General features: G+C 52.8%; 32 protein-coding genes and 1 tRNA gene. 18 read left to right on the forward strand and 15 right to left on the reverse strand.

Features of this window, described 5'->3' with window-relative positions:
- Positions 1-50 precede the first annotated feature (50 nt).
- From grxB to GV764_RS19690, 9 genes are all read left to right on the forward strand, one after another.
- Positions 51-698, forward strand: coding sequence for a glutaredoxin 2 (gene grxB, locus GV764_RS19650; RefSeq protein ID WP_161661571.1), 648 nt, complete (start codon positions 51-53; stop codon positions 696-698).
- Positions 699-805: 107 nt separating this feature from the next.
- Positions 806-1,366 (forward strand): lipoprotein, encoded by a 561-nt coding sequence (locus GV764_RS19655; protein ID WP_161661572.1) that lies wholly within the window; start codon positions 806-808, stop codon positions 1,364-1,366.
- Between the two features lie 127 nt (positions 1,367-1,493).
- Positions 1,494-2,540 carry a dihydroorotase gene (pyrC, locus tag GV764_RS19660; RefSeq protein WP_161661573.1) on the forward strand — a complete coding sequence of 349 codons (1,047 nt, stop codon included), beginning with the start codon at positions 1,494-1,496 and terminating at the stop codon, positions 2,538-2,540.
- 81 nt (positions 2,541-2,621) lie between these two features.
- Positions 2,622-2,867 (forward strand): DNA damage-inducible protein I, encoded by a 246-nt coding sequence (gene dinI / locus GV764_RS19665; RefSeq protein WP_161661574.1) that lies wholly within the window; start codon positions 2,622-2,624, stop codon positions 2,865-2,867.
- Positions 2,868-3,234: 367 nt separating this feature from the next.
- A complete protein-coding gene (gene bssS, locus GV764_RS19670) occupies positions 3,235-3,489 on the forward strand; it encodes a biofilm formation regulator BssS (protein ID WP_161661575.1) in 255 nt (84 codons plus the stop codon).
- A gap of 227 nt (positions 3,490-3,716) precedes the next feature.
- Positions 3,717-4,838 carry an N-methyl-L-tryptophan oxidase gene (gene solA, locus GV764_RS19675; protein WP_161661576.1) on the forward strand — a complete coding sequence of 374 codons (1,122 nt, stop codon included), beginning with the start codon at positions 3,717-3,719 and terminating at the stop codon, positions 4,836-4,838.
- Positions 4,839-4,925: 87 nt separating this feature from the next.
- The gene (locus tag GV764_RS19680; RefSeq protein WP_125292140.1) at positions 4,926-5,039 is read left to right on the forward strand and encodes a YceO family protein; all 114 of its coding nucleotides are present in this window, start codon (positions 4,926-4,928) and stop codon (positions 5,037-5,039) included.
- 232 nt (positions 5,040-5,271) lie between these two features.
- Positions 5,272-5,823: a cytochrome b gene (locus tag GV764_RS19685; protein WP_161661577.1), complete on the forward strand. Its 552-nt coding sequence runs from the start codon at positions 5,272-5,274 to the stop codon at positions 5,821-5,823.
- Between the two features lie 20 nt (positions 5,824-5,843).
- Positions 5,844-6,419 (forward strand): YceI family protein, encoded by a 576-nt coding sequence (locus tag GV764_RS19690; protein ID WP_161661578.1) that lies wholly within the window; start codon positions 5,844-5,846, stop codon positions 6,417-6,419.
- Positions 6,420-6,455: 36 nt separating this feature from the next.
- On the opposite strand, the gene trhO is transcribed toward GV764_RS19690, so the two are convergent.
- Positions 6,456-7,505, reverse strand: a complete 1,050-nt coding sequence (gene trhO / locus GV764_RS19695) for an oxygen-dependent tRNA uridine(34) hydroxylase TrhO (protein WP_161661579.1) — start codon at positions 7,503-7,505, stop codon at positions 6,456-6,458.
- A 214-nt stretch (positions 7,506-7,719) separates the two neighbouring features.
- Between trhO and GV764_RS19700 the strand changes: the two genes are divergently transcribed.
- On the forward strand, positions 7,720-8,640 hold the full coding sequence (locus tag GV764_RS19700) for a Kdo(2)-lipid IV(A) acyltransferase (protein ID WP_161661580.1): 921 nt from the start codon (positions 7,720-7,722) through the stop codon (positions 8,638-8,640).
- A gap of 138 nt (positions 8,641-8,778) precedes the next feature.
- Positions 8,779-9,153, forward strand: a complete 375-nt coding sequence (locus tag GV764_RS19705; protein ID WP_125292145.1) for a MysB family protein — start codon at positions 8,779-8,781, stop codon at positions 9,151-9,153.
- Between the two features lies 1 nt (position 9,154).
- Here GV764_RS19705 and GV764_RS19710 read toward each other — a convergent pair whose 3' ends face one another.
- The 3 genes from GV764_RS19710 to mdoG form a co-directional block, all read right to left on the reverse strand.
- Entirely contained in the window at positions 9,155-9,382 is a 228-nt protein-coding gene (locus GV764_RS19710; protein WP_161661581.1) for a YceK/YidQ family lipoprotein, read from the reverse strand.
- Positions 9,383-9,454: 72 nt separating this feature from the next.
- Positions 9,455-11,989 carry a glucans biosynthesis glucosyltransferase MdoH gene (gene mdoH / locus GV764_RS19715; protein ID WP_161661582.1) on the reverse strand — a complete coding sequence of 845 codons (2,535 nt, stop codon included), beginning with the start codon at positions 11,987-11,989 and terminating at the stop codon, positions 9,455-9,457.
- Positions 11,982-13,517 (reverse strand): glucans biosynthesis protein MdoG, encoded by a 1,536-nt coding sequence (mdoG, locus tag GV764_RS19720; protein WP_161661723.1) that lies wholly within the window; start codon positions 13,515-13,517, stop codon positions 11,982-11,984. The genes mdoH and mdoG overlap by 8 nt, the downstream gene beginning before the upstream one ends.
- Positions 13,518-13,788: 271 nt before the next feature.
- Between mdoG and mdoC the strand changes: the two genes are divergently transcribed.
- Positions 13,789-14,949 (forward strand): glucans biosynthesis protein MdoC, encoded by a 1,161-nt coding sequence (mdoC, locus tag GV764_RS19725; RefSeq protein WP_161661583.1) that lies wholly within the window; start codon positions 13,789-13,791, stop codon positions 14,947-14,949.
- Here mdoC and GV764_RS19730 read toward each other — a convergent pair whose 3' ends face one another.
- The 6 genes from GV764_RS19730 to csgB all read right to left on the reverse strand — a co-directional run bounded on the left by GV764_RS19730 (position 14,950) and on the right by csgB (position 18,831).
- The gene (locus tag GV764_RS19730) at positions 14,950-16,437 is read right to left on the reverse strand and encodes a phospholipase D family protein (RefSeq protein ID WP_161661584.1); all 1,488 of its coding nucleotides are present in this window, start codon (positions 16,435-16,437) and stop codon (positions 14,950-14,952) included.
- Complete coding sequence (gene ymdB / locus GV764_RS19735; RefSeq protein WP_161661585.1) at positions 16,370-16,912, reverse strand: O-acetyl-ADP-ribose deacetylase; 543 nt, start codon at positions 16,910-16,912, stop codon at positions 16,370-16,372. Before ymdB ends, GV764_RS19730 begins: the two co-directional genes overlap by 68 nt.
- A gap of 57 nt (positions 16,913-16,969) precedes the next feature.
- On the reverse strand, positions 16,970-17,281 hold the full coding sequence (locus GV764_RS19740) for a fimbrial protein (RefSeq protein WP_161661586.1): 312 nt from the start codon (positions 17,279-17,281) through the stop codon (positions 16,970-16,972).
- 179 nt (positions 17,282-17,460) lie between these two features.
- A complete protein-coding gene (csgC, locus tag GV764_RS19745; RefSeq protein ID WP_161661587.1) occupies positions 17,461-17,790 on the reverse strand; it encodes a curli assembly chaperone CsgC in 330 nt (109 codons plus the stop codon).
- 54 nt (positions 17,791-17,844) lie between these two features.
- Positions 17,845-18,336 carry a major curlin subunit CsgA gene (locus GV764_RS19750; protein WP_125292153.1) on the reverse strand — a complete coding sequence of 164 codons (492 nt, stop codon included), beginning with the start codon at positions 18,334-18,336 and terminating at the stop codon, positions 17,845-17,847.
- Positions 18,337-18,375: 39 nt separating this feature from the next.
- Entirely contained in the window at positions 18,376-18,831 is a 456-nt protein-coding gene (csgB, locus tag GV764_RS19755) for a curli minor subunit CsgB (RefSeq protein ID WP_161661588.1), read from the reverse strand.
- A gap of 106 nt (positions 18,832-18,937) precedes the next feature.
- On the opposite strand from csgB, the gene GV764_RS19760 reads away from it, so the two are divergent.
- From GV764_RS19760 to csgG, 5 genes are all read left to right on the forward strand, one after another.
- Positions 18,938-19,144, forward strand: a complete 207-nt coding sequence (locus GV764_RS19760; RefSeq protein ID WP_161661589.1) for a hypothetical protein — start codon at positions 18,938-18,940, stop codon at positions 19,142-19,144.
- Between the two features lie 457 nt (positions 19,145-19,601).
- Entirely contained in the window at positions 19,602-20,252 is a 651-nt protein-coding gene (gene csgD / locus GV764_RS19765) for a biofilm master transcriptional regulator CsgD (protein WP_125292155.1), read from the forward strand.
- A gap of 3 nt (positions 20,253-20,255) precedes the next feature.
- Positions 20,256-20,645 (forward strand): curli production assembly/transport protein CsgE, encoded by a 390-nt coding sequence (gene csgE / locus GV764_RS19770; protein WP_125292156.1) that lies wholly within the window; start codon positions 20,256-20,258, stop codon positions 20,643-20,645.
- Between the two features lie 30 nt (positions 20,646-20,675).
- Positions 20,676-21,092 carry a curli production assembly/transport protein CsgF gene (gene csgF, locus GV764_RS19775; protein ID WP_161661590.1) on the forward strand — a complete coding sequence of 139 codons (417 nt, stop codon included), beginning with the start codon at positions 20,676-20,678 and terminating at the stop codon, positions 21,090-21,092.
- 23 nt (positions 21,093-21,115) lie between these two features.
- Positions 21,116-21,949: a curli production assembly/transport protein CsgG gene (gene csgG / locus GV764_RS19780; RefSeq protein ID WP_161661591.1), complete on the forward strand. Its 834-nt coding sequence runs from the start codon at positions 21,116-21,118 to the stop codon at positions 21,947-21,949.
- Between the two features lie 29 nt (positions 21,950-21,978).
- On the opposite strand, the gene GV764_RS19785 is transcribed toward csgG, so the two are convergent.
- The 4 genes from GV764_RS19785 to ghrA form a co-directional block, all read right to left on the reverse strand.
- On the reverse strand, positions 21,979-22,467 hold the full coding sequence (locus GV764_RS19785) for a DUF1097 domain-containing protein (protein WP_161661592.1): 489 nt from the start codon (positions 22,465-22,467) through the stop codon (positions 21,979-21,981).
- Between the two features lie 97 nt (positions 22,468-22,564).
- Positions 22,565-23,122, reverse strand: a complete 558-nt coding sequence (locus GV764_RS19790) for a TorD/DmsD family molecular chaperone (RefSeq protein WP_161661593.1) — start codon at positions 23,120-23,122, stop codon at positions 22,565-22,567.
- 19 nt (positions 23,123-23,141) lie between these two features.
- Positions 23,142-23,879 carry a phosphatase gene (locus tag GV764_RS19795; RefSeq protein ID WP_161661594.1) on the reverse strand — a complete coding sequence of 246 codons (738 nt, stop codon included), beginning with the start codon at positions 23,877-23,879 and terminating at the stop codon, positions 23,142-23,144.
- A gap of 87 nt (positions 23,880-23,966) precedes the next feature.
- Positions 23,967-24,908: a glyoxylate/hydroxypyruvate reductase GhrA gene (ghrA, locus tag GV764_RS19800; RefSeq protein ID WP_161661595.1), complete on the reverse strand. Its 942-nt coding sequence runs from the start codon at positions 24,906-24,908 to the stop codon at positions 23,967-23,969.
- A gap of 204 nt (positions 24,909-25,112) precedes the next feature.
- Here ghrA and GV764_RS19805 point away from each other — a divergent pair.
- Positions 25,113-25,200 (forward strand) — tRNA-Ser (locus GV764_RS19805).
- Between the two features lie 196 nt (positions 25,201-25,396).
- Here GV764_RS19805 and GV764_RS19810 read toward each other — a convergent pair.
- Positions 25,397-26,152 carry a DeoR/GlpR family DNA-binding transcription regulator gene (locus GV764_RS19810; RefSeq protein ID WP_161661596.1) on the reverse strand — a complete coding sequence of 252 codons (756 nt, stop codon included), beginning with the start codon at positions 26,150-26,152 and terminating at the stop codon, positions 25,397-25,399.
- Positions 26,153-26,202: the final 50 nt, after the last annotated feature.

Raw genomic sequence — 26,202 nt, forward strand, 5'->3', positions numbered from 1 at the left:
CTTTGTTCTCCTCCATACTGAAAGTTACGGTCATCATATGGAGGAGAAACGTGAAGCTATATATTTACGATCACTGCCCATTCTGCGTAAAAGCGCGCATGATTTTCGGGCTGAAGAATATCCCCGTCGAGCTCAACGTCCTGATGAATGACGATGTTGATACCCCCACCCGAATGATTGGCCAGAAGATGGCGCCAATCCTGCAAAAAGACGACAGCCGCTATATGGCTGAAAGCATGGATATCGTGCATTACGTCGATCAACTGGACGGCAAGCCGCTGCTGACGGGCGCGCGTAACCCGGCTATCGCCACCTGGCTGCGTAAAGTCAACGAGTATGCTAACCGTCTGCTGTTGCCGCGCATGGCGAAAGCGCCGTTTGATGAGTTCTCCACCCCGGAAGCCCGGGCGTACTTCACCGAGAAAAAGCAGGCGTCCATCGGCGCGTTTGACGAGCATATGGCCCACTCGCCGGGGCTGATTAAGAATATCAGCGACGATCTGCGCGCGCTGGACAAGCACATCAAAGCGCCCAATGCGGTCAACGGCGAACTTTCTGAGGATGATATCGATCTGTTCCCGTTGTTGCGTAATCTGACGCTGGTGCAGGGCATTACCTGGCCGACCCGCGTGGCGGACTATCGCGACAATATGGCGAAGCAGACACAGGTCAACCTGCTCACCTCCCTGGCGATTTAAGCCTGAGCCGGCGCGTCGCGCCGGCGTTTCAGTTTTTTCCCCTGTTATTTTCTGCCTCAGTGCGCGATGCTGCCGGGATTAAGGATGGCGTAACGCTGAGGAACCCTATGAAAAAAATCGTTATCGCGCTCGTCGGTTTACTGACGATGCTGGTCGTGGGCTGCAATCAATTAACCCAATACACGGTGACCGAGCAGGAAATTAACCAGGCGCTGGCGAAGCGCAATAACTTTGCCAAAGACATTGGTCTGCCGGGCATTGCCGACGCGCATATCGTGCTGACTAACCTCTCCAGCCAGATTGGTCGTCAGGAGCCGAATAAAGTGACGCTGACCGGCGATGCGAATCTGGATTTAACCTCGCTATTCGGCGATCAAAAAGCCACCATGAAGCTGACCCTGAAGGCGCTGCCGACGTTCAATAAAGAACAGGGCGCGATCTATTTACAGGATATGGAAGTGGTCAGCGCAGAGGTGCTACCGCAGAAGATGGAAGGCGTATTAAAGACCCTGACGCCGTATCTTAACCAGTCGTTAAAGAGCTATTTTAATCAGCGGCCCGCCTACGTGTTGAGCGAAGACCGCACTAAAGGCGAGGCGCTGGCGAAGCAGTATGCTAAAGGCATTGAAGTGAAACCGGGCGAGATTATTATTCCGTTTATTGACTGATCCCACCGGGGGCGGCCACTGCCCCCATAATAAAAAAGGATGCAAACGAAAACGTTTCCGCATATCCTTTGTGCCCGGCATAAATCCAGCCATTGTTGACTGATTTCCCACCAGCCGGAGCACGCTCATGACCGTATCATCCCAGGAATTAACAATCCGCCGCCCAGACGACTGGCACGTCCATTTACGCGATGGCGAAATGCTGAACATCGTGGTGCCTTATACCAGCGAAACCTATGGCCGCGCGATTGTCATGCCCAACCTGGCGCCGCCGGTCACCACGGTCGACGCTGCCCGCGCTTACCGCCAGCGTATTCTGGATGCCGTACCAGCCGGTCACTCGTTTGAACCGTTAATGACCTGCTATCTGACCGACACCCTTGACCCCAACGAGCTGGAACGCGGGTTTAACGAAGGCGTGTTTACTGCCGCCAAGCTCTATCCGGCCAACGCGACCACCAACTCCAGCCACGGCGTGACCAGTATCGATGCGATTATGCCAGTGCTGGAGCGAATGGAAAAAATCGGCATGCCGCTGCTGGTTCACGGCGAAGTGACCCACGCCGATATCGATATTTTCGACCGGGAAGCGCGCTTTATCGAGACCGTGATGGCGCCGCTGCGCCAGCGCCTGACCCAGCTGAAAGTGGTGTTTGAACATATCACCACCAAAGACGCCGCCCAGTATGTCGCGGACGGCAACGATCTGCTGGCCGCCACCATTACCCCGCAACACCTGATGTTTAACCGTAACCATATGCTGGTCGGCGGCGTGCGCCCTCATCTTTATTGCCTGCCCATTTTAAAACGCAGCGTTCACCAACAGGCGCTGCGCGAGCTGGTCGCCAGCGGCTGCGACCGGGTATTCCTCGGCACCGACTCCGCCCCCCATGCGCGGCATAAAAAAGAGACCAGCTGCGGCTGCGCAGGCTGCTTCAATGCGCCGTCCGCCCTGGGTGCCTACGCCACGGTGTTTGAAGAGATGAACGCGCTACATCATTTCGAAGGGTTCTGCTCGCTGAACGGTCCGCGTTTCTATGGCTTGCCGGTGAATGAAGCGCAAATCACGCTGGTCAAACAGGATCAAACCATCGCCCGGAGCATTGCTCTGAGCGACGACAACCTGATTCCGTTCCTGGCGGGTGAAACGGTGCGCTGGTCGGTAAAACGCTGACGGAGAAATATTTTCCGCCCCCTGTTGCAACCTGGGCCACTTAACTGTATAAATATCCAGTATAAACAACAGGGGGCGATCATGCGTATTGAAGTCACCATAGCTAAAACCACCGTATTACCACCCGGCGCGATTGACGCGTTGACGAATGAACTGACGCGCCGTATTGAACACTCTTTTCCGGACAGCGGGAATCATGTCAGCGTGCGCTATGCTGCTGCCAATAATCTCTCTGTGCTGGGCGGCGCAAAAGAGGACAAAGACCGTATCAGCGAGATCCTTCAGGAAACCTGGGAAAGTGCCGACGACTGGTTCTCTGCACCCTGAATTCGTGCTGTATCAACATGCTGCTTATGCACACTTCTGCCGCGGCATGTTGATGCATTTCGGATAGCGAAAATAAAAAAGTATTCTCTCATTGTGCATTTCCGGGCTCGCCGCCCGGCTTTTTAATATCCTCTTAACCGCAATTCTCTTTTCAGTTTTGTCTGTATTGCTGTGCTATAAACGCTTATTTATCCGAATAACTTACCGTTTTATTGTTCAAACAATTCCACGATTTAAAAAAAATGTGTTGCAGGAAATATATTTTTTAGACGTTGGCGCGAATCCACTGATATACTGAAATTGCTTCAAGAAAAGACGCATTGAACCTCGAACGACGTTGTCTATAAACACGATAAAGGGGGTTATAATGGTAAAGAATAATGAAGTTATTCAAACGCATCCCCTTGTAGGATGGGATATCAGTACCGTCGATAGCTACGATGCGATGATGCTACGTTTGCACTATCAGTCGCCAAATCGCCCTAATCAAGAAGATACCGAAGTTGGGCAAACCCTTTGGCTTACCACCGACGTAGCCCGCCAGTTTATTTCGATTCTCGAAGCTGGCATTGCGAAAATAGAATCCAGTGATTACCAGGAAAACGATTATCGCAAACATTAGTTTGCTTATCTTTTAATCGACAGGCACCTTCGGGTGCCTTAATTTTATGAATAATCTGATTGCTGCCGCTTATATAAATTTTACTTAAGCGTTGTTGCGCAAACATATCCTCATTGAAATCAGATAATATTCCCTGTGATTGGATTGCTCACGATTAGGGTAAATCTTGTTTCTTTTCCTCAGGTTCTTTACTCTGCACTCCCTTCACTCAAATGGAGAAAATGTCCATGGAGTACGATCTCATTATTGTTGGCAGCGGGTCTGTGGGTGCCGCTGCCGGGTATTACGCCACCCGTGCGGGGCTGAAGGTGTTAATGACCGATTCGGCCCATCCGCCTCACAAAGAAGGCAGCCATCACGGTGAGTCACGCCTGATTCGCCATGCCTATGGCGAAGGTGAAAAGTACGTCCCGCTGGTGCTACGGGCGCAAGCGCTGTGGGATGAACTTCAACAGCTGAGCGGCGAGAAAATTTTCACCCGCAGCGGTGTGTTAAATCTGGGTCCGGCCCATTCCGAATTCCTGACGAACGTTGAGCAAAGCGCGCGCCAGTTTAGCCTGCCGCTGGAAAAACTCGACGCTCGCGCGCTGATGGCCCGCTGGCCTGAAATCACCGTCCCGGCGGATTTTATCGGCCTGTTTGAACCCAACTCCGGCGTGCTGCACAGCGAGACCGCCATCGCCGCATGGATACGTCTGGCGGAACAAGCGGGCTGTGCCCAGCTGTTTAACTGCCCGGTGCAGGCCATACATACCGATGCGGACGGCGTAAGCATCGATACGTCTGAAGGCACCTTCCGTGGACGCAAACTGCTGTTGAGCGCCGGAACCTGGGTTAAGCGCCTGATCCCTGAATTACCCATTACCCCGGTGCGCAAGATTTTCGCCTGGTATCAGGCCGATGGTCGCTACAGTACCAATAACCGTTTCCCGGCTTTTACCGGGGAATTGCCCAATGGCGATCAGTTTTATGGTTTCCCCGCAGACAATAACGAGCTGAAAATCGGCAAGCACAACGGCGGGCAAATTATTAGCGCGCCTGAAGAGCGTAAACCGTTCGGCGCGGTACATACCGATGGCGCGGAAGCCTTCCCGTTTTTACGGCATATCCTGCCGGGTATCGGCGGCTGTCTGTATGGCGCGGCCTGCACTTACGATAATTCACCCGATGAGGATTTTATTATCGATACGCTGCCCGGCGCGCCCAATGCCCTGGTGATAACCGGCCTGAGCGGGCACGGCTTTAAGTTCGCGTCGGTACTGGGTGAAATCGCCTGCGACTTTGCAAAAAACGCCGCGCCTCAGTTTGATCTTTCGCCTTTCGCCCTGAGCCGCTTTAAAACTGTATGACAGAGGGGTGGGCTTCCACCCCCGTTAATCCCTTACGGCGCGGTAAACGGGTAAAATGCCGCTGACTTTTCTGATACGGACTTAACCATGCGTCGGCTCTTTCATTTTCTGGTCAATAATGTGCGCGAACATCTGGTACTTTACCTGGTGCTGTGGTCGTTGCTGGCCATTATCGATCTGATCTGGATTTGGTTTTTCTGACCAACAAAGCATCAATAAAATTGACGTAGATTGACAGAATGCTGACGCAAATTTAACCTTGCGCGCCCTTTCAATACCCTTACTCCCCCCAACGCTTTGCTTAATTTCGCCTTTGCTACGTACCTTTTATTCATTCAATTTCTTTGATGAAGTGCTTCCATTTTTTTGGATTGCTTTTAGTTCGCGCTCACGCCATTGTTGCAGCAACTTTAAAATTTAACAGGCATACAACATGCAGTGGCGTAACTCACCCACCCGATACGGACATCTTTCAGTGATCCTGCACTGGGCCATCGCCCTTACCGTTTACGGTATGTTCGGGCTTGGCTTATGGATGGTGACCCTCAGCTATTACGATGGCTGGTATCACAACGCTCCTGAGTTGCATAAAAGCATTGGCATCCTGTTGATGATGGCGATGGTGGTTCGCCTGGCCTGGCGCATGATTTCGAAGCCGCCGCGCGCCCTGCCGACTTACTCCCCGTTGACCCGCATCGCGGCGGCGGCGGGCCATGCCCTGCTCTATCTGCTGCTTTTCGCGATTCTGATTAGCGGTTACCTGATTTCTACCGCCGACGGCAAGCCCATCAGCGTATTTGGCTGGTTCGAAGTGCCCGCCACCCTAAGCGATGCCGGCGTGCAGGCCGATCTCGCCGGTCAAGTCCACTTGTGGCTGGCCTGGGGCGTCGTCATCTTTTCTGTCTTACATGCGCTTGCCGCGTTGAAACACCACTTTATCGATAAAGATGCCACCCTGAAGCGGATGCTCGGGAAAGCGTCATAACTAAGGACTAAGGAGCGAAAATGAAAAAAAGCCTGCTGGGGTTAACCATGGGTGCCCTGTTATTTACCACCGGTTCCGCCGTGGCTGCGGATTACGTTATCGACAAACAGGGCCAGCATGCCTTTGTTAACTTCCGCATTCAGCACCTGGGCTACAGCTGGCTGTACGGCACGTTCCGCGATTTCGACGGCTCGTTCACCTTTGATGAGAAAAACCCGGCAGCGGATAAAGTGAATGTCACCATCAACACGAACAGCCTGGATACCAACCACGCTGAGCGTGACAAGCACCTGCGTAGCGCGGATTTCCTGAACGTAACCAAATTCCCGCAGGCGACGTTCACCTCGACGGAAGTGAAGAAAGACGGTGAAGGGCTGGATATCACCGGTAACCTGACCCTCAACGGCGTGACCAAACCGGTGACGCTGGATGCCAAATTAATCGGCCAGGGCAGCGACCCGTGGGGCGGCCAGCGCGCAGGTTTTGAGGCCAGCGGTAAAATTCATCTCAAAGATTTTAATATCACCACCGACCTGGGCCCGGCGTCTCAGGACGTTGAGCTGATCATTTCTGTGGAAGGCGTGCAGAAGAAATAACCGGTCCCCGCGCGGCGGCTGCCGCGAGGGGTAAGGTCACTCGGGGTCGGGAATGCCCAGTTTGGTATTTAACCGCCCCCGGGATTTATTAAAGATTTTCGCGCCGTTTTCCCGCCCGGCACGCAGTTGACGCTGCTGCTCTTCCGGTAACGCCAGTTCGTGCTGGCATTTCTCGCTACAGCAGCCGTTAAATTTTTCGGCACACGCCGGGCACTGAATAAACAGCAGATGGCAACCGTCGTTTTTGCAGTTGGTGTGAGTGTCGCACGCCGCACCGCACTGGTGGCAGTGGGCTATCACGTCATTACTGATCCGCTCGCCCATTCGCTCATCAAAAACAAAGTTTTTACCGACGAAACGCACCGGCAGCCCCTGCTCGCGGGCGCGACGGGCATATTCAATGATCCCGCCCTCGATGTGCCAGACCTGCTTAAAACCGTTATGGCGCATCCAGGCGCTGGCCTTTTCGCAGCGAATGCCGCCGGTGCAGTACATGACGATTTTTTTGTCTTTATGCGCTTCCATCATCTCGACGGCTTTTGGCAACTGTTCGCGGAAGGTATCCGCCGGAATTTCCAGCGCATTTTCGAAATGGCCCACTTCGTATTCGTAATGGTTACGCATATCGATAAACACGGCGTCAGGATCGTCGAGCATGGCGTTGACTTCAGCAGCCTTCAGGTATTCCCCGACGTCGCTGGCGTCAAACTGCGGATCGTCAATGCCGTCCGCCACGATGCGATCGCGCACTTTCATCCGCAGCACCCAAAACGATTTTCCGTCGTCATCCACCGCGATATTCAACCGCAGGCCGTTGAGCGCCGGATCAAAACCGTACAGCAGCTCACGCAGCGCCTCAAGGTTACTGGCCGGCACGCTAATCTGGGCGTTAATTCCCTCGCTGGCGAGATAAACGCGGCCAAACACCTTCAGCTCGACAAACGCCTGATACAGCGCGTCGCGGGTGGCCTGAGGATTCACGATGGTAAAATATTTATAGAATGAGACTGTAGTGCGCGGCTCGGTTTCCGCCAGCATACGCGCCCTGAGTTCCTCATTCGAAATGCGGTTATGCAACACTGGCATGGTGTTCGTTCCTGCAATCGGTAAGGTGAATTTATCGCGCGGCATGATATAGCATTTAACACCAATTTACATCCACGCAATCTACGCTACATTTGCACCCTTATTTCAACAAAATCACCGACAGCGTCGGCTAACCCTCTGAGATTTTTGGTCCTGAGAAAAATTAATGCCACAATAGGCCCTATAGTTTCTCGATTCGTTATTCAGGAAATTCATGACTCAATTACCTACCTTCTCGCGTCGTCTGCTTCATCCCCGTTACTGGCTAACATGGCTGGGTATCGGTGTGCTCTGGCTGGTGGTTCTGCTGCCTTATCCGGTGATCTATCGCCTCGGCTGCGGCACAGGCCGCCTGGCGATGCGCTTTATGAAGCGCCGCGCGCGCATCGCGTACCGTAACCTTGAGCTGTGCTTCCCCGAAAAATCGGATGCGGAACGCCATCAGATGGTGGTCAAGAACTTTGAATCTGTCGGTATGGGCCTGATGGAAACCGGGATGGCCTGGTTCTGGCCCACCTGGCGCGTTGAACGCTGGTTCGATGTGTCCGGCACCGGGCATATCAAAGCGGTGCAGGATCAGGGTAAAGGCGTGCTGCTGATTGGCGTTCACTTCCTGACGCTGGAGCTGGGGGCGCGGATTTTCGGGATCCACAACCCGGGTATCGGCGTGTATCGCCCCAACGACAATCCCCTACTCGACTGGCTGCAAACCTGGGGCCGGATGCGTTCCAATAAAGCGATGATCGATCGCAAAGATCTCAAAGGCATGGTGCGGGCACTGAAAAACGGCGACATCATCTGGTATGCGCCGGATCATGATTACGGCCCGCGCAGCAGCGTATTTGTGCCGTTTTTCGCCGTCGATCAGGCCGCAACGACCACCGGCACCTGGATGCTGGCGAAAATGTCCCGCGCCTGCGTGGTGCCGTTTGTGCCGCGCCGCAAGCCAGATGGCACAGGATATGAGATGGTGATCCTCGAGCCGGAATGCAATCCACCGCTGGAAACCGCCGAAGAGACTGCCCGCTGGATGAACGGCGTGGTGGAGCGCTGCATTATGATGGCGCCGGAGCAGTATATGTGGTTGCACCGCCGGTTTAAAACGCGCCCGGAAGGCGTGCCCTCGCGTTATTGATCCCCCCGGCGGCAGGGCACTGCCGCCGCGTTGTGGCGACCCTCTGATATTTCAGCAATAAAATTTCACATTCATACTGGTAAATTGTCAGATTCGTCTATTCTTTCCTGAAAAGCCCATGCACACAGGGAGATTGCCATGTCTATGTACGCCACACTTGAAGAAGCCATTGACGCCGCTCGCGAAGAGTTCCTTGCGGATAATCCCGGGATCGCTGAAGACGAGGCAAACATACAGCAGCTTAATATCCAGAAATACATCCTGCAGGATGGCGATATTATGTGGCAGGCTGAATTTTTTGCCGACGATAGCGAGGATGGCGAGTGTCTGCCGGTATTAACCGGTGAAGCCGCTCAGAGCGTGTTTGACGGCGATTTCGACGAAATCGAACTGCGCCAGGAGTGGCTGGAGGAAAATACTCTCCACGAATGGGACGAGGGCGAATTCCAGCTGGAACCGCCGCTGGATACCGAGGAAGGCCGGGCAGCAGCGGATGAGTGGGACGAACGGTAAGTTATTCGTAAGGGCCGTGACTCGCATCGATCGGCAGTAGCAGAGTATCAAATACCAGCGAAAACGGCAGATCGAGCACGGTAACGTAACGCCATGCCGAATCCCTGACATCCCACTGTACGCCGGGATAATACTGGTTGCCGTGCCCCTGTCCGGGTATGGTTCGGCTAATAATGCTGCCGCAGCCGCTTAACAGCATGGCGACCAGGATGATAACAACAGCGCGCATTCAATAATTCCTGTCAGTCTTAGTGATAAAAAAGCCGGCCCTGGTGGCCGGCTTTTTACATTGCAGTACAGTTTAGCGCGTTTTCAGGGCGCTGGGGTTAAGCGTCAGCCCCTGGTAGTGCGACACCCAGGAAGAATACTTCTCAGGCGCGGCCCACACGCGGTAGTGCAGACGCGCCAGCGTAACCGGGTCGCTTAACAGTACCAGACGGCGGTCGCGGTTCAGTTTATCCGGCGTTTCATTCAGCGCCTGCTCGACGTGGCGATCGCGGGCGATCTCCAGAACCTGGCTGGCACGGTGACGCGCCGTTGCCATGGCGGTTGCCAGCGCGTTAAACGACGGATGGAACACCGCATGCATAAAGCCATCGTCCAGCGTCCGCTCGCGGTTCTGATGCAGATAGCGTTCGGTATCCAGCAGCACCTGCGGCGTATTGTACTCCTCCGGGATCAGGAACAGTTTCCAGCGTTTGGTACGCAGACCCACGGTGGCGCGGCTGGAGATCACTGACACAAACGGCGACAGGATCAGCGAGAACACAATCGGCGCCAGCCAGAACAGGAAGCGCAGGTCGAGCCATGCCATACCCACCGCCCAGACCAGGCCCAGCAGCAGCTGCGAACCATGACGCATAAAGGCTTCGCCCCACGGCGTAGAGTCGTCGTCACGCTGCGGAGAATTCCAGACCACTTCCCAGCCGAGGAAGGCGCTGACCACAAATACGGTGTGGAACAGCATACGCACCGGCGCCAGCAGTACCGAGAACAGCACTTCCAGCAGCAGTGACACCGTCACACGCACGAATCCGCCGTACTCTTTAGAGCCTTTGCACCAGATGAGCAGCACGCTCAGCAGCTTAGGCAGGAACAGCAGCACCATGGTCGACGCAAACAGCGCGATCGCCAGTTCAGGACGCCACTGCGGCCACACCGGGAACAGCTGGCGCGGTTGCAGGAAGTACTGAGGTTCGGTTAGCGCATGTACCACCTGCAATGCGGTGGACAACGCGAGGAACATAAACCACAGCGGCGCGGAGAGATAGGACATGACGCCAGTCAGGAATACCGCACGGTGTACCGGATGCATCCCTTTTACCAGGAACAGGCGGAAGTTCATCAGGTTGCCGTGGCACCAGCGACGGTCGCGCTTCAGTTCATCCAGCAGGTTAGGCGGCAGCTCTTCATACGAGCCCGGCAGGTCGTAGGCGATCCATACGCCCCACCCTGCGCGGCGCATCAGCGCGGCTTCGACGAAGTCATGGGACAGGATCGACCCGGCGAACGAACCCTCACCTGGCAGCGGCGCAAGAGCACAGTGCTCAATGAACGGCTTCACGCGGATAATGGCGTTATGGCCCCAGTAGTGCGATTCACCTAACTGCCAGAAGTGAAGACCCGCGGTAAACAACGGGCCGTAAACGCGGGTAGCGAACTGCTGACAACGGGCGTACAGCGTGTCCATGCCGGAGGCTTTCGGGGAAGACTGAATGATCCCGGCGTTCGGGTTCGCTTCCATCAGGCGCACCAGCCCGGTGAGACAGTCGCCGGTCATTACCGAGTCGGCATCCAGCACCACCATATAGCTATACTGGCTGCCCCAGCGACGGCAGAAATCGTCGATATTGCCGCTTTTGCGCTTCACGCGGCGGCGTCGGCGACGATAGAAAATTTGCCCTTCGCCCTGCACTTCGGCGATCAATTCCATCCAGGCTTTTTGCTCAGCCACGCAGATATCCGGGTTGTAGCTGTCGCTCAGGATGTAAACGTCGAAATGCTGCTGTTGCCCGGTGGCTTTGACAGACTCCCAGGTCGCCCGCAGGCCAGCGAAAACGCGATCCACGTCTTCGTTGCAGATCGGCATAATCAGCGCGGTGCGATGTTCCGGATTGATAGGCTCATCGCCCACCGTCGAAGCGGAAATACTGTATTTATCCCGGCCTATCAACAGTTGCAGGAAGCCCATCAGCGCCGTCCAGAACCCCGCCGATACCCAACAGAACAGAATGGCGAACAGGATCAGGATGCCGCTTTGCAGGATATACGGCAGCAGCTGCATGAATGACACCCACAAATCCTGGCCAAACATATCGGCAGGATTAATCAGCGCCCAGCCCTGGTAAGGGAGAATGGTCTTCATATACCAGGTAGCGACCACCGTCTGCGAAAGGGTCAGCAGCAGCAGGATATAACGGCGGATGGTGCCCACGGTACGCCACTTTTGCTCCGACGCCTGCTGTTCTTTGGTCAGACGTGAGAGATAGCGCGGCGCGACTTCACGACCGCGCAGGCGATCCCAGAAACGCCCTACCGGGTTGGTGCGCCAGGGATCCGGGAACATCGAAGAGCGTTTCGCCTTCGGCATCGCCTGCAGCTGGGTGCGCCCTTCGTCATCTTTAATTAACTGTCCATCAGAAAGAGAATCGGGCCAGCTCATCTCCAGACGCTTTTGAACAGACTCAAGCGGCGAATCATCTTCGCGCGAAACGGTAAAGCCTGGCTCGCCGAGCGCATGATGCACGTCACGCAGTTCGGCGGTATTTTCCGCCAGCGCCGCTTTCGCCTGGGCGGAAAGCGGCAACGCCTCAATATAGGGAGTAGACTTATTCATTGGCAGGTAGCTGATAGCTCCAGGTTTCACTCAGCGTCTGATCGCCATTGACCAGCGCGGCACGCATTTCGGTGGTTTTCTTGGCGTCTTTCAGCTTGACGCGCACGATCATCCGCCACCCTTTGGTGACAGGATTATAGCGCACGGCGCTCTCAACGATTTCACCGTTGTCGCCAATGCTGGTTTGCGCGCTTACCGGCGTTTCTGGCGGCAGCTTTTTCATTTCCGGGCCAGCGAAATCCACCACGAACGCAATGGTGCCGTCCGGCTGACGGATCAGATTCGACTGCTTCACATCGCCAGTGGAACGACGGGTCTGGGTAACGTACGCGCTTTCTGGTGCATGGAGTTTGTCTTCATCACGACTAAAGGTAATCGTGTATTTGAAGTTCATCTCTTTGCCGGGCTCCGGCAGTTGGTCCGGCGTCCAGTAGGCTACGATGTTGTCGTTGGTTTCGTCGTTGGTCGGGATTTCTACCAGTTCGACTTTGCCTTTGCCCCATTCACCTACCGGCGTAACCCAGGCGCTCGGGCGCTGGTCGTAACGATCGTCGATATCTTCAAAACGGGAGAACTCGCGGCCACGCTGCAGCAGACCAAAGCCCTGCGGGTTTTCGGTGCTGAAGGAGCTGACAGCCAGATGTTTCGGGTTATTCAGCGGACGCCAAATCCATTCGCCGTTACCGGCTTTAATGGATAAACCGTTTGAGTCATGCAGTTCCGGGCGGTAGTTAGTCGCAGGGGATGGCTGGTTCGGCCCGAACAGGAACATGCTGGTGAGGGGCGCGACGCCCAGTTTGCCCACTTTGTCGCGCAGGTAAACTTTAGACTGAACGTCCACCACGGTATCGCGGCCCGGCATAATCACGAACCGGTAAGCGCCGGTCGCACGTGGCGAATCCAGCAGCGCGTAGATCGTCAAACGCTTGTCGGTAGGTTTTGGTCGTTCGATCCAAAATTCACGAAAACGCGGGAACTCTTCACCTGAAGGCAGTGCGGTATCAATAGCCAGGCCGCGCGCCGAGAGACCGTACACCTGGCCCTGGCCGATAACGCGGAAGTAGCTGGCGCCCAGCATACTAACGATTTCGTCGTTTTTATCTTTACTGTTGATCGGATAAAGCACTTTGAAACCCGCGAAACCAAGATCTTTTACGGTGTCTTTGTCGTGCTGGACGTTGCCGAAATTGAAGTAATCCGGGCTGTATTTGATTTTACGCACCGCCGTTGCGGTCACTTCGTTGAGGGTGACCGGCGTGTCGAAGTACATGCCCTGATGATAAAATTCGAGCTTGAATGGGGTCTTGACGTTGTTCCAGTAGGCTTTGTCATGATTGAACTGGATCTGCTGATAGTCCGCGTATTTCATGTCGCGGAAAACGGACGGCAGATTGCTTTTAGGCGCTTCATAGCCTTTATCGGCTAATGATTTGGCCTGTTTTGCGACATCGTCAATGGAGAATGCCCAAACCGAGGTGGTATAAAAGGACAACATCACTGCCGCGCCTAACCAGTGCAATTTCAACATCTGTGGTTTAATTTTCATATTAATTAGCACATCCCCCTTTGTGTGCTTAAATCAATCCGATCCATTTTAATGGAAACTCAGGCTTTCCGACAACATAATCCCCTCTTTGTTCATCCCGCTGGCTCAGGGTTTATACAGTTGCGGGCGCAGGGATTCGTTTTGCGAGTTATACCTGGAGACACTTACCAGGAGTTGGTGTAGGGTTGCCGACGAATTTACCCACATACGCACATAGCGATAAGACGAAAAGTCCGAGAGTTCGCGGAGTTATATGAAGACGACGTCAGTACAACGAGAATATTTTCTGGATTCTATCCGCGCCTGGTTAATGCTGTTGGGGATCCCGTTTCACATTTCGTTAATCTATTCGAGCCATCACTGGCACGTAAACAGCGTCGCCCCTTCATGGTGGCTGACCCTGTTCAACGACTTCATTCACGCCTTCCGGATGCAGGTTTTCTTTGTGATTTCCGGTTATTTTTCATACATGTTGTTCCTGCGTTACCCCCGGCCAAAATGGTGGAAGGTGCGCGTCGAACGCGTGGGTATTCCCATGTTGACCGCCATTCCCCTGCTCACCCTCCCGCAATTTATTATGTTGCAATACGTCAAGGGCCAGGCAGATAAATGGCAGACTCTGAGTGGCTACGAAAAATATAATACACTGGCCTGGGAACTCATATCACATTTGTGGTTTTTACTGGTTCTGGTGGTATTAACCAGCCTTGGATTAATTTTGTTTAAGAATATATCCAACGGGATCGCTACAGGGCGTTTTCGTGGATTACAAAATATCACCTTAGGAAAACTCTCAATTATTTTCTTCTTCCTTGGGCTGGGTTACGCGCTAATTCGCCGTACCCTTTTTATTGTCTATCCCCCTATTTTAAGCGATGGGTTGTTTAATTTTATTGTTATGCAAACGCTGTTTTATGCGCCCTTTTTTATCCTCGGCGCGCTGGCGTTTAAGCATCAAAATCTCAAACAGCTGTTCATTCTGCCCTCGCGTGGCTGCACGCTTGGCGCGGCTGTCGCGTTTGCCGCCTATCTGGCTAATCAGCGTTACGGCAGCGGCGATGCCTGGATGTATGAAACGGAATATGTCATCACGATGGTGCTGGGATTATGGATGGTAAACGTGGTGTTTTCGTTGGGTTACCGCGCGCTTAATTTCCAGTCGGCGCGCGTCACCTATTTCGTCAATGCTTCGCTGTTTATCTATCTGGTGCATCATCCGCTGACGCTATTCTACGGCGCTTATATCACGCCGCATATCACGTCTAATACCCTTGGATTTCTCAGTGGATTGGTGTTTGTTATCGGCATCGCGCTGGTGTTATATGAAATTCACCTGCGCATTCCCCTGCTGCGCTTTCTGTTTTCCGGCAAGCCGCAAAATAAGCGGCCAGATACCGTCGCGCAAAGCAAATAATTACAGCAGCCACTCCACCGGGAGCCAGTAAGCCAGCGTCACCAGCACCCGCTGCCAGAAGCGGGTTTGCGGCTCCCGGGTTAAAATAATTTCCTTCCCGTCACGCTGTTCAATCCAGTTTACCCGCCCGGTACGATCGAGACGTAGCGTCCATGCGGCTTCCTGCTGGCTTTGTGTAAAGCGAGTATGGATCTGCTGCGCCAGTTTTTGGCTTTCAATGACCAGCCCCATTTCGGTGTTCAGCATGGCAGAGCGGGGATCAAAATTAAACGAGCCAATAAACACGTGATGGCCATCAACGCTGAAGGTTTTGGCATGCAGGCTCGATCCCGAATTCCCGGTCAAACCACGGTCATGCTGGACACGTTCCGTTTGCGGGCCGGGTTTGAGTTCATAAAGTGCAATGCCATGGCGCAGGAGTTTTTTACGCCAACGCGCGTAGCCCGCATGCACCACCGCCACATCGTTGGCTGCCAGCGAGTTGGTCAGAATGGCGATGTTAACCCCTTTGCGCTTGAGCATCAGCAGTTGCGCCACGCCTGCACGAGTCGGCACAAAGTAAGAAGAGATAATATCCAGCTGCTTTTTGGGTTCGCCGATAACGTTTAACAACCGTAACGGTAATAGCGAATGCCGGCGCGCTTTACCCTCCCCTTTACGCGGATCGTCACTCAACAGACGCGTTTTTGCCCAAATCATGGAAAGCGTTCCGGCATCCAGATGGGTGGCAAACTGGGTGGTTGCCAGTTTATCAAGATAGGATTGCGCTACCGGATCCTGCTGCCACTCTTGTGGCAACTGTACACGCTGCTCGATTTCATGCTCATTAACGTCCAGCACCTTCTCCAGGGTGGACACCGACGCGCATTCCCAGTAACGCTCAAAGTCATCGCTGACGTGCGCCACCACCGGTCCAACGGCCAGCACGTCCAGATCGGAAAACAGCGGCTGATCCCCCGCGCCAAAATAAGCATCGCCCACATTGCGGCCGCCAATAATGGTTGCCTCGCCGTCGACGGTAAAACTTTTGTTATGCATACGGCGGTTAAGGCGCGCGAAATCGGTGAGGTAGCCTAACGCCCGCAGGGTGCGAAATGAAAAGGGGTTAAAGAGCCGCACTTCAATATTAGGATGAGAATTGAGCAGCCGCAGCGCGCTGTCCAGTCCGAGGGTATTATTGTCATCAAGCAACAGCCGTACCTGCACGCCGCGTTTGGCGGCTTCAAGCAGAGCGCTAAACAACAGCCGCCCGGACATGTCGTCTTCCCAGATGTAGTACTGCACATCCAGCGTCTGCTCCGCCATTTCGGCCAAAAGATAACGGGCGGCGAAAGCATCCAGGCTGTCAGCCAGTGGATGAACGCCGCTATGATCGGGATGCGCCTGAGTTTTTGGGGCGATGGCGCGCCCAAGACGCGTGTTATGCGTCTTGTTCGGGTGGGAGCTGCGCAAGTAAGCGCTGGTAAAGTCGGGTGTTTTCTTCGTCATAGCAGACAAAGTATACCTGCTCCGGCAAAGCGTGCCGGGTAAGATAATCTGAAACCGTATTCACCGCGATCTCTGCTGCCGCTGGCTTTGGATAGCCGTAGATCCCCGTACTGATCGCCGGAAACGCCACGCTTTTATACCCGTTGTCGCACACCAGTTGCAGACTGTTTCGGTAAGCGTCAGACAGGAGTTGCGCTTCATGTGCATCGCCATCGCGCCAGACCGGACCCACGGTATGGACCACCGCTTTCGCCGGCAAATTTCCCGCAACGGTGATTACCGCATGGCCCGTAGGGCATGTCCCCTGCTGCTGGCGTACCTGCATACAGGCCTCCATCAGCGCCGGGCCTGCCGCACGGTGAATAGCGCCATCGACGCCGCCGCCGCCCATCAGGGAAGAATTTGCCGCATTGACGATAACGTCGGTGGTCATTCGGGTGATATCACCCTGCACAACCTCTATTCTGGATTTCATTGCCGTCTCCTTCATACCCAGTAATGATTGTAGAACATCCGTTAGCCCGGGTTTGAGTTAGCGATAGACGACGTTAAGCACCGCTAGTTTTTTACTGTTATCCAGATAGTGAAGCTGGACGGTTGCCGGTACATCACTTTTGATTTTGGTTGAATTAATATCAGCCACTTCGATGGTCTGCACAACGCGCTTGCTATCGACGGGGCATACCACCCTCACTTGACGCTGGCTGTGCGCAAAATCGCAGCCTTCCTCCACGATTGAACCGCTGAACCGAATAACTCCCTCGGCGCCTGAAGCGCTAAACGCCGGTAAAAAGGACGAGAAAAAGGACAGACAACATAATGACAGCACTGAACGCATCAGCATTTTTGCGGTTCCTCATAAGGACTTCATCCTGAAGACATGAAAGGTCCTTGCTTAACTATAATTCAACAAATTTAACATGTTGTTAATATTGTGAGCAGAATTACACAGTTATCAGCAAGGCTTGCCTTAAGAGTGATAACGGCAAAAAACAGAACAACTTTACTAATCGACTCGATACCTTACAGAATTCCCGGCGGTGACCACTGTTGTCTGAGATTGATGGCTTTGCCGTCGCTGACGGTGACGAGGATGGTCAGGTCATCGCCCGGATCGACATTGATGGCCAGACGCGATACCGAATAGGGTTCATTGCTTTTAATATGCGCGCGAGAATGTTGACGCGTATTGCTATTGCCGGAAGTGCCTTTGCGTACGGCCTCAAGCTGGATTTGGCATTCGCAGTCCTGGGTCAGCATCACCTGCGGTATGATGGTCCAGATAGATCCTTGCTGTTGGGCGTCAAACACGATTTGGTTGGTTAGCGCGGCGAGTAACACCATGGTGTACATAACTGACCTCCAAAAAAAACAGGGCCGAAGCCCTGTTCTTAATGCGTTGTACGATTAGTACTGAGCAGCATTCACGAAGTTATTGTAACCACGTTGAGTCACGTCCGCTGATGCGTAGTTGTCAGTCTGAACAACGTTAGCGTAGTGAGAGTTACCGCGCTGGCTGATAGTGATATCAGAACGGATAGCATTCTGATTCACGTTCACAGCGTTGTAGTTACCTTTCTGGGTAACATCGGTATCAGAGCCAAAACCGCCAGGCTGTTTAATATCGGCGGTGTTTTTCACACCGTCCTGATCCAGCCAAATGTTGCTGTCTTTAGCAGACTGCTGAACATTCGCGAAGTTGTTATAATGCGTTTGGTTAATATCCACCAGGGAGCCGTCAGCACCAGTCTGAACTGAATTCACAACATGATGAGCGCCATCCTGATAAATTTTCAACTCAGCGCCAGACTGAGAAGGACGCCAGTCATTACGATCTGCCATCGCGCTGCCAGAGATAACCACTAATGCTGCAACTGCTGCCACTTTGAATAATTTCATGGTAAAACCCCCATCGGATTGATATTAAGTCGCTCAGAATTAGCGTTGTGTAACGCGTATATTCATAAACGAGTTCTTTTGAACAACAACTGCGGTTTTTTGCGTACCATATTGGGTAACGTTCGCTCTGTTATTCGAGCCTTTTTGAATAACAATCGCGCTATTACCGAACCCATTCTGCTGTATATCCGCATCATTACGGAAACCGTCCTGAGAGACATACGTCAGATTGTAATTTCCTGATTGGTCTACATTTGCTCTGTTACCCGTGCCGTTTTGGACCACCACGGTTTGTAACTTATGGCCATCCTGGCGAGTATCGGCTCTATTATGAGAACCGTCTTGACCAATAATCGCTGCCTGATTGTATGAAGACTTGCTTAATTCATTCACAGCAAAGTTATATTCTGCTGCCGCAAGATCATTACTATATGAATAAGCCACAGCGGGCATACCCAATATAGTCAACATCATCAACAACAATTTGTTTTTCATGTTGTCACCTTGGGCTGGCAGGATAATTAATGCAATTATCCTTTCAATCATTTCTAATTTGTAAACACAACTAACAAAATGTTATTGCTGCGTTACGGAGAAGAGTATGTCCGGGGAAACATATTTAATATCTCACCCGCGAGTCGTATTTTTTCTTATTCCGTCACTAAAAAGTATGAGAATGAGATTGGGTAATAAAGAAGGAAAATATTTCTTTAGCAAAGGCGGCAGCGTGGAAGTCAAAGATTCAGCCCAGGTTAACAAGCGAAGCGGAAAAAACAGGGGTGAGATGCCTGTCAAAAAAAACGGCTGATGATTCTGTCACGGCGAACTCATTATCTATACAAAACCTAAAGCCTCGCTGTTGTCAGGGTGACACTGAAGATTAGAGGTAATACATTTTGCGCGCAAAATACAAAAAAACCATAAAATCATAAATTTATAATTATTTGTATGATTTTAAAAATGATGCAAATCATTAAAAATGTACAACTTCTCTATTAATTTTTTCATTTATAAAACGGACATATTAACATTTGTATATTCGATTTTACATTCTGTAACATCTTTAACACTTGATTTAAGATTAGTAATGGCTAGATTGAATTCAGCAGTACAAATAAATGTCTCTCTTTTTCATCACCCTCTCCGGGGATGATTGATTATTTTTCTATACACAGCAGTGCAGCATCTGACAGTACTTCTGGTGGGCTGAATATCTATTCAGCCCAGCTGCCAGGTGTCAATATAAAAAACAGTGGGGTTTCATCATGTACAGTGAAGTCCAGAGCATGCATGGCCAAACGTTGTTCTTGATTACTAAACCGTCCTTACAGGCGACAGCGTTATTACAGCATTTAAAATCATCTCTTGGCATAAACGGCAAACTGCATAATATTCAGCGCTCCGTTGATGATATTGCAGCTAACAGTTTGATTCTGCTTGATATGATGGAAGCTGATAAGAAGCTGATTCAATACTGGCAGGATAATTTAGGCCGCAAGAACATCAATCTCAAGATCGTGTTACTGAATACACCCGATGAATATCCGTTTCGAGAAATCGAGGGTTGGCCGCATATTCATGGGGTGTTTTACGCCCATGAAGACCAGTCCTGTGTTATCGAAGGGATGCGAGGCGTACTGCGCGGCGAATGCTATTTTTCGCAAAAGCTTGCCAGTTATTTGATTACTCATTCGGGTAATTATCGTTATAACGGCGGTGAATCCACGCTGCTTACGCATCGTGAGAAAGAGATCCTTAATAAATTACGCGTCGGCGCTTCAAATATTGAAATCGCTCAGGCCTTATTTATTAGCGAAAACACGGTCAAAACCCATCTTTATAATTTATTTAAGAAGATTGCGGTAAAAAACCGTACTCAAGCTGTTTCGTGGGCGAACGATAACCTCAGGCGATAAGCCATGAAAAACCTTAAACTTTTACTGGTGGCCTGCGGAATTTTCTGGGCCACTACGACTGCACACGCCGTAGAAGTGGAAGTCCCGGGATTATTAACCGACCGTACCGTTTCGTCTATTGGTCATGATTTTTATCGTGAATTTAGCCATAAATGGGAAAGTTCATATCCCGGAAACCTGTCAATTAATGAAAGGCCCAGCGCCCGTTGGGGAAGCTGGATAACCATTACTCTGGATCAGGAAGTGCTTTTCCAACTCTTTCTGTTCCCTACAAAACGAGACTTTGACCAAAACGTCGATATTGCACTTGCGCAGACACAGGAAGCATTGCAGCGTCGTCAAATAGATAAAGTGTTATTGAGTACCGGTGATTTAACCAGCGATGAATTTTAATTCTCAATAAAACCTATTCAGGAGGCTGACATGCGTCTCGCATACGGCATGATTTCGTTGATGTTAATTGCGCCACTGTCGTGGGGCGGAAATATGACGTTTCAATTCCGCAACCCGAATTTTGGCGGTAACCCGAATAACGGCGCTTTTTTATTAAACAGCGCGCAGGCGCAAAACTCGTACAAAGATCCCAGTTATGACGACGATTTAGGCTACGAAGCCCCAACCGCGCTGGATAGCTTCAGTCAGGCTCTGCAATCCCAGGTGCTGGGGAACCTGATGTCGAATATCAGTACCGGCACGCCGGGCAGAATGGTGACCAGCGATTATATCGTCGATATTGCGAACCGCGACGGACAGTTGCAGCTGAACGTCACCGACCGTAAGACCGGGAGAACCTCTGTCATTGAGGTATCGGGATTACAGTACAGCTCCGGCACAGAATAATCTGGTTAAAAAGGATTCTTATCATGCAGCGCTTACTTTTACTTCTGGCAGTGACGTTATTAAGTGGCTGTTTAACCGCTCCCCCAAAAGAAGCGGCAAAACCCACTCTGATGCCCCGCGCACAAAGCTATCGCGATTTGGTGAAGCTCCCCGATCCAAAAGGCAAGCTCTACGTGTCGGTGTATAACATTCAGGATGAAACCGGGCAGTTCAAGCCTTACCCGGCAAGTAACTTCTCAACCGCCGTGCCGCAGAGCGCCACCTCCATGCTGGTGACCGCGCTGAAAGATTCGAAGTGGTTTATCCCACTGGAACGCCAGGGTCTGCAAAACCTGCTCAACGAACGTAAAATCATCCGCGCCGCGCAGGAAAACGGCACCGTCGCACCGAACAACCGTATGCCACTGGACTCGCTGCGCGCGGCGAATATCATGATCGAAGGCTCGATTATCGGTTATGAAAGCAACGTTAAATCTGGCGGCGTCGGGGCTCGTTACTTTGGGATAGGTGCGGATACGCAGTATCAGCTGGACCAGATTGCCGTGAACTTACGTGTGGTCAATGTGAGCACGGGTGAAGTGCTGTCATCGGTGAATACCAGCAAAACGATCCTGTCCTATGAAGTGCAGGCTGGGGTGTTCCGCTTCATTGATTATCAACGTTTGCTGGAAGGCGAAATGGGCTACACCTCGAATGAGCCTGTGATGATGTGCCTGATGTCGGCTATTGAAACCGGGGTGATCTATCTGGTGAATGACGGGATTAATCGCGGACTGTGGGATCTGCAAAACCCGGCTGACATGAATAATAAAGTGCTGGCGAAGTACCGGGATATGGCGACGCCGCCGGAATCCTGATACCTAACCGCACCAATAAAAAAACCAGCTCAGGCTGGTTTTTTTTCGTTTTGCGCCAGGGCTTTTTTCTCACTGCGGCTGCCAAGCCAGAGACCGCTGGTTTTCATGGCGAAGCCAAACAGCAGGCCTAACAGTAATGATGGGATAATCACTTGCCAGTCCCCCTGCCCTGCAAAAGTGGCACAGGCGCCAATAAAGGTGCCCGGCACAAACGACAGCAACAGGTGCTTTGCCTGAACGCACATCAGGAACGCCACCACGCCGGTAATGACATAGCCTAAAACAGAAAACTGCGGTGCCATGGCGCTGGTATGAATGATCACCTGCGCCCACAACACGCCGCTGCACAGGGTGCAGGCCGTCATCAACAAACCCTTAAAGCCGGTTTTCGGGCAGGCGAAATAGGCGGTACATCCCAGGAAGCCCGCCCAGCTAATCAGACCAAGAGAAATCGCCACCCAGCCCCAAAGGCCGGAGAGGATACCTGTCGTCAGTGCTAAAGAAATGAGTATGTTCATGGCGGCGTATCTTATCAGAAGCCCTGGCTACTGGTGAGATATGCCGCACATATTTTGCAATTTGAAGAGTGGCGTTACATAAATAATGTGATTTATGTCACTTTTTTTCGCTCTCTTCGGTCAACTCGTCCCACATTGCCAGTACGGCCTCACGGGATAACTGGGCAAGGGTGCGCCAGAAGGCGGTAGTGGCATTTGCCTCCACTTTGCCAAAGAAGGTGTCGCACCACGGCAGTAGATAGTCGGCAAACAGGGTTTCCAGCGCTTCGCTCTCGTCATCTGCGGCATTATCTTCCAGCCATGAGGCGGCCAGCAGTAGCGTGCCGATATGATCCGCCGGCGTTTCGCCCAGCGGCATACCGCGAGTTTGCAGAAAGGACCGAACATCCGCTTCCTGCTTCTCCTGCTGCCATTGCGAACCGTAGGGCGGCACGCGACACGCTTCGCCGACGAACAGCGCATCGTAGTCTGCCGTCAACGCGGGCAGGTCCACGCTTTTCTGCAACCGCGCCAGCAGTTCGTCCTGTTCCAGCGGCCAGTTCTGCGCCAGTTTTCCCTCGTTGATCAAGGTGAAAATCGGCGCCATGACCGGATCGCTGGGGTGGCGATAATAAAGGGAGCCTAACAGGCGGCAAATAATAGAAAATTCGTTCATAAACATTCCATGGATGGGATTAGAAATCTGCAAATTCAGGGATAGACGCCCTGCCGCGTGATTCAAGGAAATTCAGAAAACGGCGTGGCGTGACGTTAAGAATCCGCTCTTCCGGAAAATCAACGGCGCGGATAATTTTCAGGCTTTCATCGAAATTACCCAGGGTAAATGCCGTATGGGAATCAGAGCCGAGCGCCAGCCAACCCCCTGCGTCGCGCACGGCAGCCGCGATCCTGATACAGTTGGCCTCGCTACCCTTGCGGGAGTGTAAAAAGGACGAGTTGTTGATTTCCAGCGCCACGTGATACTTCGCAGCGGCTTCAGCGATGGCGTCAATATCCACCGGGAATTTCGGGTTGCCGGGGTGGCTGATCATATGGACATCACCGTTCGCCATGGCGGCGATCATCGCTTCGGTATGGGTGTCGCGATCCTGGGGCGGAAACACCGGCTCGTGGAAACCGGCGATAATAAAATCCAGCGCATCCAGCATCGGACCGGTGCAGTCGATCTCGCCAGCGGTATTTTTGATATTGGCTTCAATGCCGCGCAAAATCCCTACGCCATCCACCACGCGTGGCCAAATACGCATATTGATAAAGTGCCAGTGGTGCGGCGCATCCGCCATGTCCGGGCCGTGATCGGTAATAGCAAACAGCTTGATGCCGTTTTGCTTTGCCGCAGCGATATAGTCATGAAGGTTGCTGTAAGCGTGAGTACTGGCGACGGTATGCATATGCAGGTCAACGGGATACATGGTTTTCTCCTCTTGCGTTTTCACTAAGGATACCAGTTTCAGCGTTGAAGCTCACGAAATGCCCGGCGAGGGCCGCCGGGCGGGCTGTTAATAGCCGCGTTTCCGATCCACCTGACCGGCGGGGATCTCGCCGCGATCGAGACGGGTAATGGTCTGGCTGATACAGGCGATCGCCTCCAGCGGACGGGTCACGGCGGCGACATGCGGGGTTATTATCACGCGCGGATGCGCCCAGAGCGGGCTTGAGGCGGGCAACGGCTCGCGGTTGAATACATCCAGCATCGCCGCTTTAAGTTTGCCGCTGTCCAGCGCGGCCAGTAAATCCTCTTCCACCAGGTGAACACCGCGCGCCAGGTTGATGACATAGGCGTTATCCGCCAGTTTATCGAGCAGCTGACGATGAATAATGCCGACGGTTTCCGGCGTATTCGGCAGCAGATTTATCAGCACGCGGGTGCCGGAGAGAAACGCGTCCAGCTCGTCATGGCCTGCAAAGCTCTCAACGCTGGGATAATTTTTGCGGCTGCGGCTCCAGCAGCGCACCGGGAAATCCCAGGCGACCAGGCTTTCCGCGACTTTGCCGCCCAGAACGCCAGCGCCGAGGATACCAATGGAAAATTCTTCACGGGTATAGTCATCCAGCGGGTTCCAGACGCCCTGCTGTTTCTGCACCTGGTAATCATCGAAGCGCCGGAACCAGTGCAGCACCTGGCTTACGGCATACTCCTGCATTTGCAGGGCCATACCGGTATCTTCGAGGCGATACAGCGGCACGCCCGGCGGCAGCATCTCGGGATGTTGTTGCAGTTGGCTGAGGATAGAATCCACACCCGCGCCCAGCGCGAAAACGGCTTTCAGGGTTTTGCGCCCGCTGAGCATTTCAACGGGCGGGTGCCAGACCAGCGCATAGTCTGCGTGGTCATTATCGCCGGGTTTCCACTCACGTACCCGAGCCTGCGGCAGCGCCTGATGTAATTTTTCGAGCCAGAAGCCCGTATCAAAGGTGGGGTGATAAAAAATGATGTCCATAGCGTCTCCTCTTTTTATACCAGGATCGCGGCAAACCCTGGCAGATGCAAGCCGCATTGCCCTGAATTTCATCAATTTGCTGTTTTAAGAAGCAGGTTGTTTGAAGTTTGATTAAACGCGCGCAATAACGCGAAAAGTTGATTGACGGCGCAGCAGGATTTCCCTACATTAGCGCCCGTCCCGGACAGAACGGGACGACAATATGGTGAGGTGTCCGAGTGGCTGAAGGAGCACGCCTGGAAAGTGTGTATACGGCAACGTATCGGGGGTTCGAATCCCCCCCTCACCGCCATATTCCTGAAAAAGGCCCGTACACAGTACGGGCCTTTTTCTTATCCGCTCCATGCCTGGGGGGGATGAGAATCCCCGACCGGGGTCGACCACCTGTTCCCTCACTCCAGCCCTTTCAGCCTTCAAAACCGTAACCAACATCGATGCCGCGCTAAATCATCGCCAACAAAAAGTATGTTGTAACTAACAACCCCACTCTACCCCTTCACGACATCAACCCCTCGCTCCGCAAACGAGCGCAGCACGTGTTCCTCCGTTTCCTTCGCCGCCACCAGTGTATTCATCAGCGAAATATCGCCTATCGCCCAGGGAGAAGCCGTATTCAACTTTTCCGGGGACGCCATCACAATCGTTTCGGCCGCGCGGCCTGCAAGGACGCGTTTAATACACGATTCCTCAAAATCGCCGGTGGTCAGCCCCGCTTCGGTATGTATACCGGTCACCCCTAAAAAGCACACATCGGCATGAATTTTCTCCAGCCCTTCCAGCGTGGCGGCGCCGACAGCCACAACAGAGTGTTTAAACAGTCGCCCACCTATCAGCACCACTTCGATGAGCGGATGGTCGATAAGTCCAAGCGCAATCCCCGGACTGTGCGTGACCACCGTAATGTTTAAATCAGGCGGCAAACATTTCACCAGTTCGCCGGTGGTGGTGCCGCCGTCAATCAGCACCACCTGTCCCGGCAAAATCAGCTCCGCCGCCTTGCGGGCAAGCCGCTGTTTGATGTCCAGCGACAGATTTTTGCGTTCCGCAAAGGTGGCGATAGCGGCTGAAGCCGGCAGCGCGCCGCCGTGCACCCGCTGCAACAGTCCTTGCGCAGACAACTCCCGTAAATCACGCCGAACAGTATCTTCGGAGACGGCAAAGGTTTCGCTTAATTGCTTCGAAAGCACCTGCCCCTGCGCGGCAAGCAATTCGAGGATCTTTTTTTTACGTTGTGGAGTGAGCATAAACCCTCTTGCACGATATCGCACGAATGAGATTGAATATGCACGAATGA

The organism is Atlantibacter hermannii, from assembly GCF_009907385.1.
Taxonomy (GTDB): Bacteria; Pseudomonadota; Gammaproteobacteria; order Enterobacterales; family Enterobacteriaceae; genus Atlantibacter; species Atlantibacter hermannii_A.

Bases quoted from the DNA above. Each gene is read 5' to 3' on its own strand.
- csgE (WP_125292156.1), top strand. From the start codon at position 20,256: ATGAAAAACCTTAAACTTTTACTGGTGGCCTGCGGAATTTTCTGGGCC.
- csgB (WP_161661588.1), bottom strand. From the start codon at position 18,831: ATGAAAAACAAATTGTTGTTGATGATGTTGACTATATTGGGTATGCCC.
- GV764_RS19730 (WP_161661584.1), bottom strand. From the start codon at position 16,437: ATGACGAAGAAAACACCCGACTTTACCAGCGCTTACTTGCGCAGCTCC.
- csgC (WP_161661587.1), bottom strand. From the start codon at position 17,790: ATGTACACCATGGTGTTACTCGCCGCGCTAACCAACCAAATCGTGTTT.
- pyrC (WP_161661573.1), top strand. From the start codon at position 1,494: ATGACCGTATCATCCCAGGAATTAACAATCCGCCGCCCAGACGACTGG.
- GV764_RS19710 (WP_161661581.1), bottom strand. From the start codon at position 9,382: ATGCGCGCTGTTGTTATCATCCTGGTCGCCATGCTGTTAAGCGGCTGC.
- GV764_RS19680 (WP_125292140.1), top strand. From the start codon at position 4,926: ATGCGTCGGCTCTTTCATTTTCTGGTCAATAATGTGCGCGAACATCTG.
- GV764_RS19810 (WP_161661596.1), bottom strand. From the start codon at position 26,152: ATGCTCACTCCACAACGTAAAAAAAAGATCCTCGAATTGCTTGCCGCG.
- mdoG (WP_161661723.1), bottom strand. From the start codon at position 13,517: ATGTTGAAATTGCACTGGTTAGGCGCGGCAGTGATGTTGTCCTTTTAT.
- ghrA (WP_161661595.1), bottom strand. From the start codon at position 24,908: ATGGACATCATTTTTTATCACCCCACCTTTGATACGGGCTTCTGGCTC.
- ymdB (WP_161661585.1), bottom strand. From the start codon at position 16,912: ATGAAATCCAGAATAGAGGTTGTGCAGGGTGATATCACCCGAATGACC.
- mdoH (WP_161661582.1), bottom strand. From the start codon at position 11,989: ATGAATAAGTCTACTCCCTATATTGAGGCGTTGCCGCTTTCCGCCCAG.
- GV764_RS19690 (WP_161661578.1), top strand. From the start codon at position 5,844: ATGAAAAAAAGCCTGCTGGGGTTAACCATGGGTGCCCTGTTATTTACC.
- csgD (WP_125292155.1), top strand. From the start codon at position 19,602: ATGTACAGTGAAGTCCAGAGCATGCATGGCCAAACGTTGTTCTTGATT.
- GV764_RS19685 (WP_161661577.1), top strand. From the start codon at position 5,272: ATGCAGTGGCGTAACTCACCCACCCGATACGGACATCTTTCAGTGATC.
- GV764_RS19750 (WP_125292153.1), bottom strand. From the start codon at position 18,336: ATGAAATTATTCAAAGTGGCAGCAGTTGCAGCATTAGTGGTTATCTCT.
- GV764_RS19700 (WP_161661580.1), top strand. From the start codon at position 7,720: ATGACTCAATTACCTACCTTCTCGCGTCGTCTGCTTCATCCCCGTTAC.
- GV764_RS19795 (WP_161661594.1), bottom strand. From the start codon at position 23,879: ATGTATCCCGTTGACCTGCATATGCATACCGTCGCCAGTACTCACGCT.
- GV764_RS19790 (WP_161661593.1), bottom strand. From the start codon at position 23,122: ATGAACGAATTTTCTATTATTTGCCGCCTGTTAGGCTCCCTTTATTAT.
- GV764_RS19785 (WP_161661592.1), bottom strand. From the start codon at position 22,467: ATGAACATACTCATTTCTTTAGCACTGACGACAGGTATCCTCTCCGGC.
- GV764_RS19740 (WP_161661586.1), bottom strand. From the start codon at position 17,281: ATGCTGATGCGTTCAGTGCTGTCATTATGTTGTCTGTCCTTTTTCTCG.
- csgF (WP_161661590.1), top strand. From the start codon at position 20,676: ATGCGTCTCGCATACGGCATGATTTCGTTGATGTTAATTGCGCCACTG.
- csgG (WP_161661591.1), top strand. From the start codon at position 21,116: ATGCAGCGCTTACTTTTACTTCTGGCAGTGACGTTATTAAGTGGCTGT.
- mdoC (WP_161661583.1), top strand. From the start codon at position 13,789: ATGAAGACGACGTCAGTACAACGAGAATATTTTCTGGATTCTATCCGC.
- trhO (WP_161661579.1), bottom strand. From the start codon at position 7,505: ATGCCAGTGTTGCATAACCGCATTTCGAATGAGGAACTCAGGGCGCGT.
- bssS (WP_161661575.1), top strand. From the start codon at position 3,235: ATGGTAAAGAATAATGAAGTTATTCAAACGCATCCCCTTGTAGGATGG.
- GV764_RS19705 (WP_125292145.1), top strand. From the start codon at position 8,779: ATGTCTATGTACGCCACACTTGAAGAAGCCATTGACGCCGCTCGCGAA.
- solA (WP_161661576.1), top strand. From the start codon at position 3,717: ATGGAGTACGATCTCATTATTGTTGGCAGCGGGTCTGTGGGTGCCGCT.
- dinI (WP_161661574.1), top strand. From the start codon at position 2,622: ATGCGTATTGAAGTCACCATAGCTAAAACCACCGTATTACCACCCGGC.
- GV764_RS19760 (WP_161661589.1), top strand. From the start codon at position 18,938: ATGTCCGGGGAAACATATTTAATATCTCACCCGCGAGTCGTATTTTTT.
- GV764_RS19655 (WP_161661572.1), top strand. From the start codon at position 806: ATGAAAAAAATCGTTATCGCGCTCGTCGGTTTACTGACGATGCTGGTC.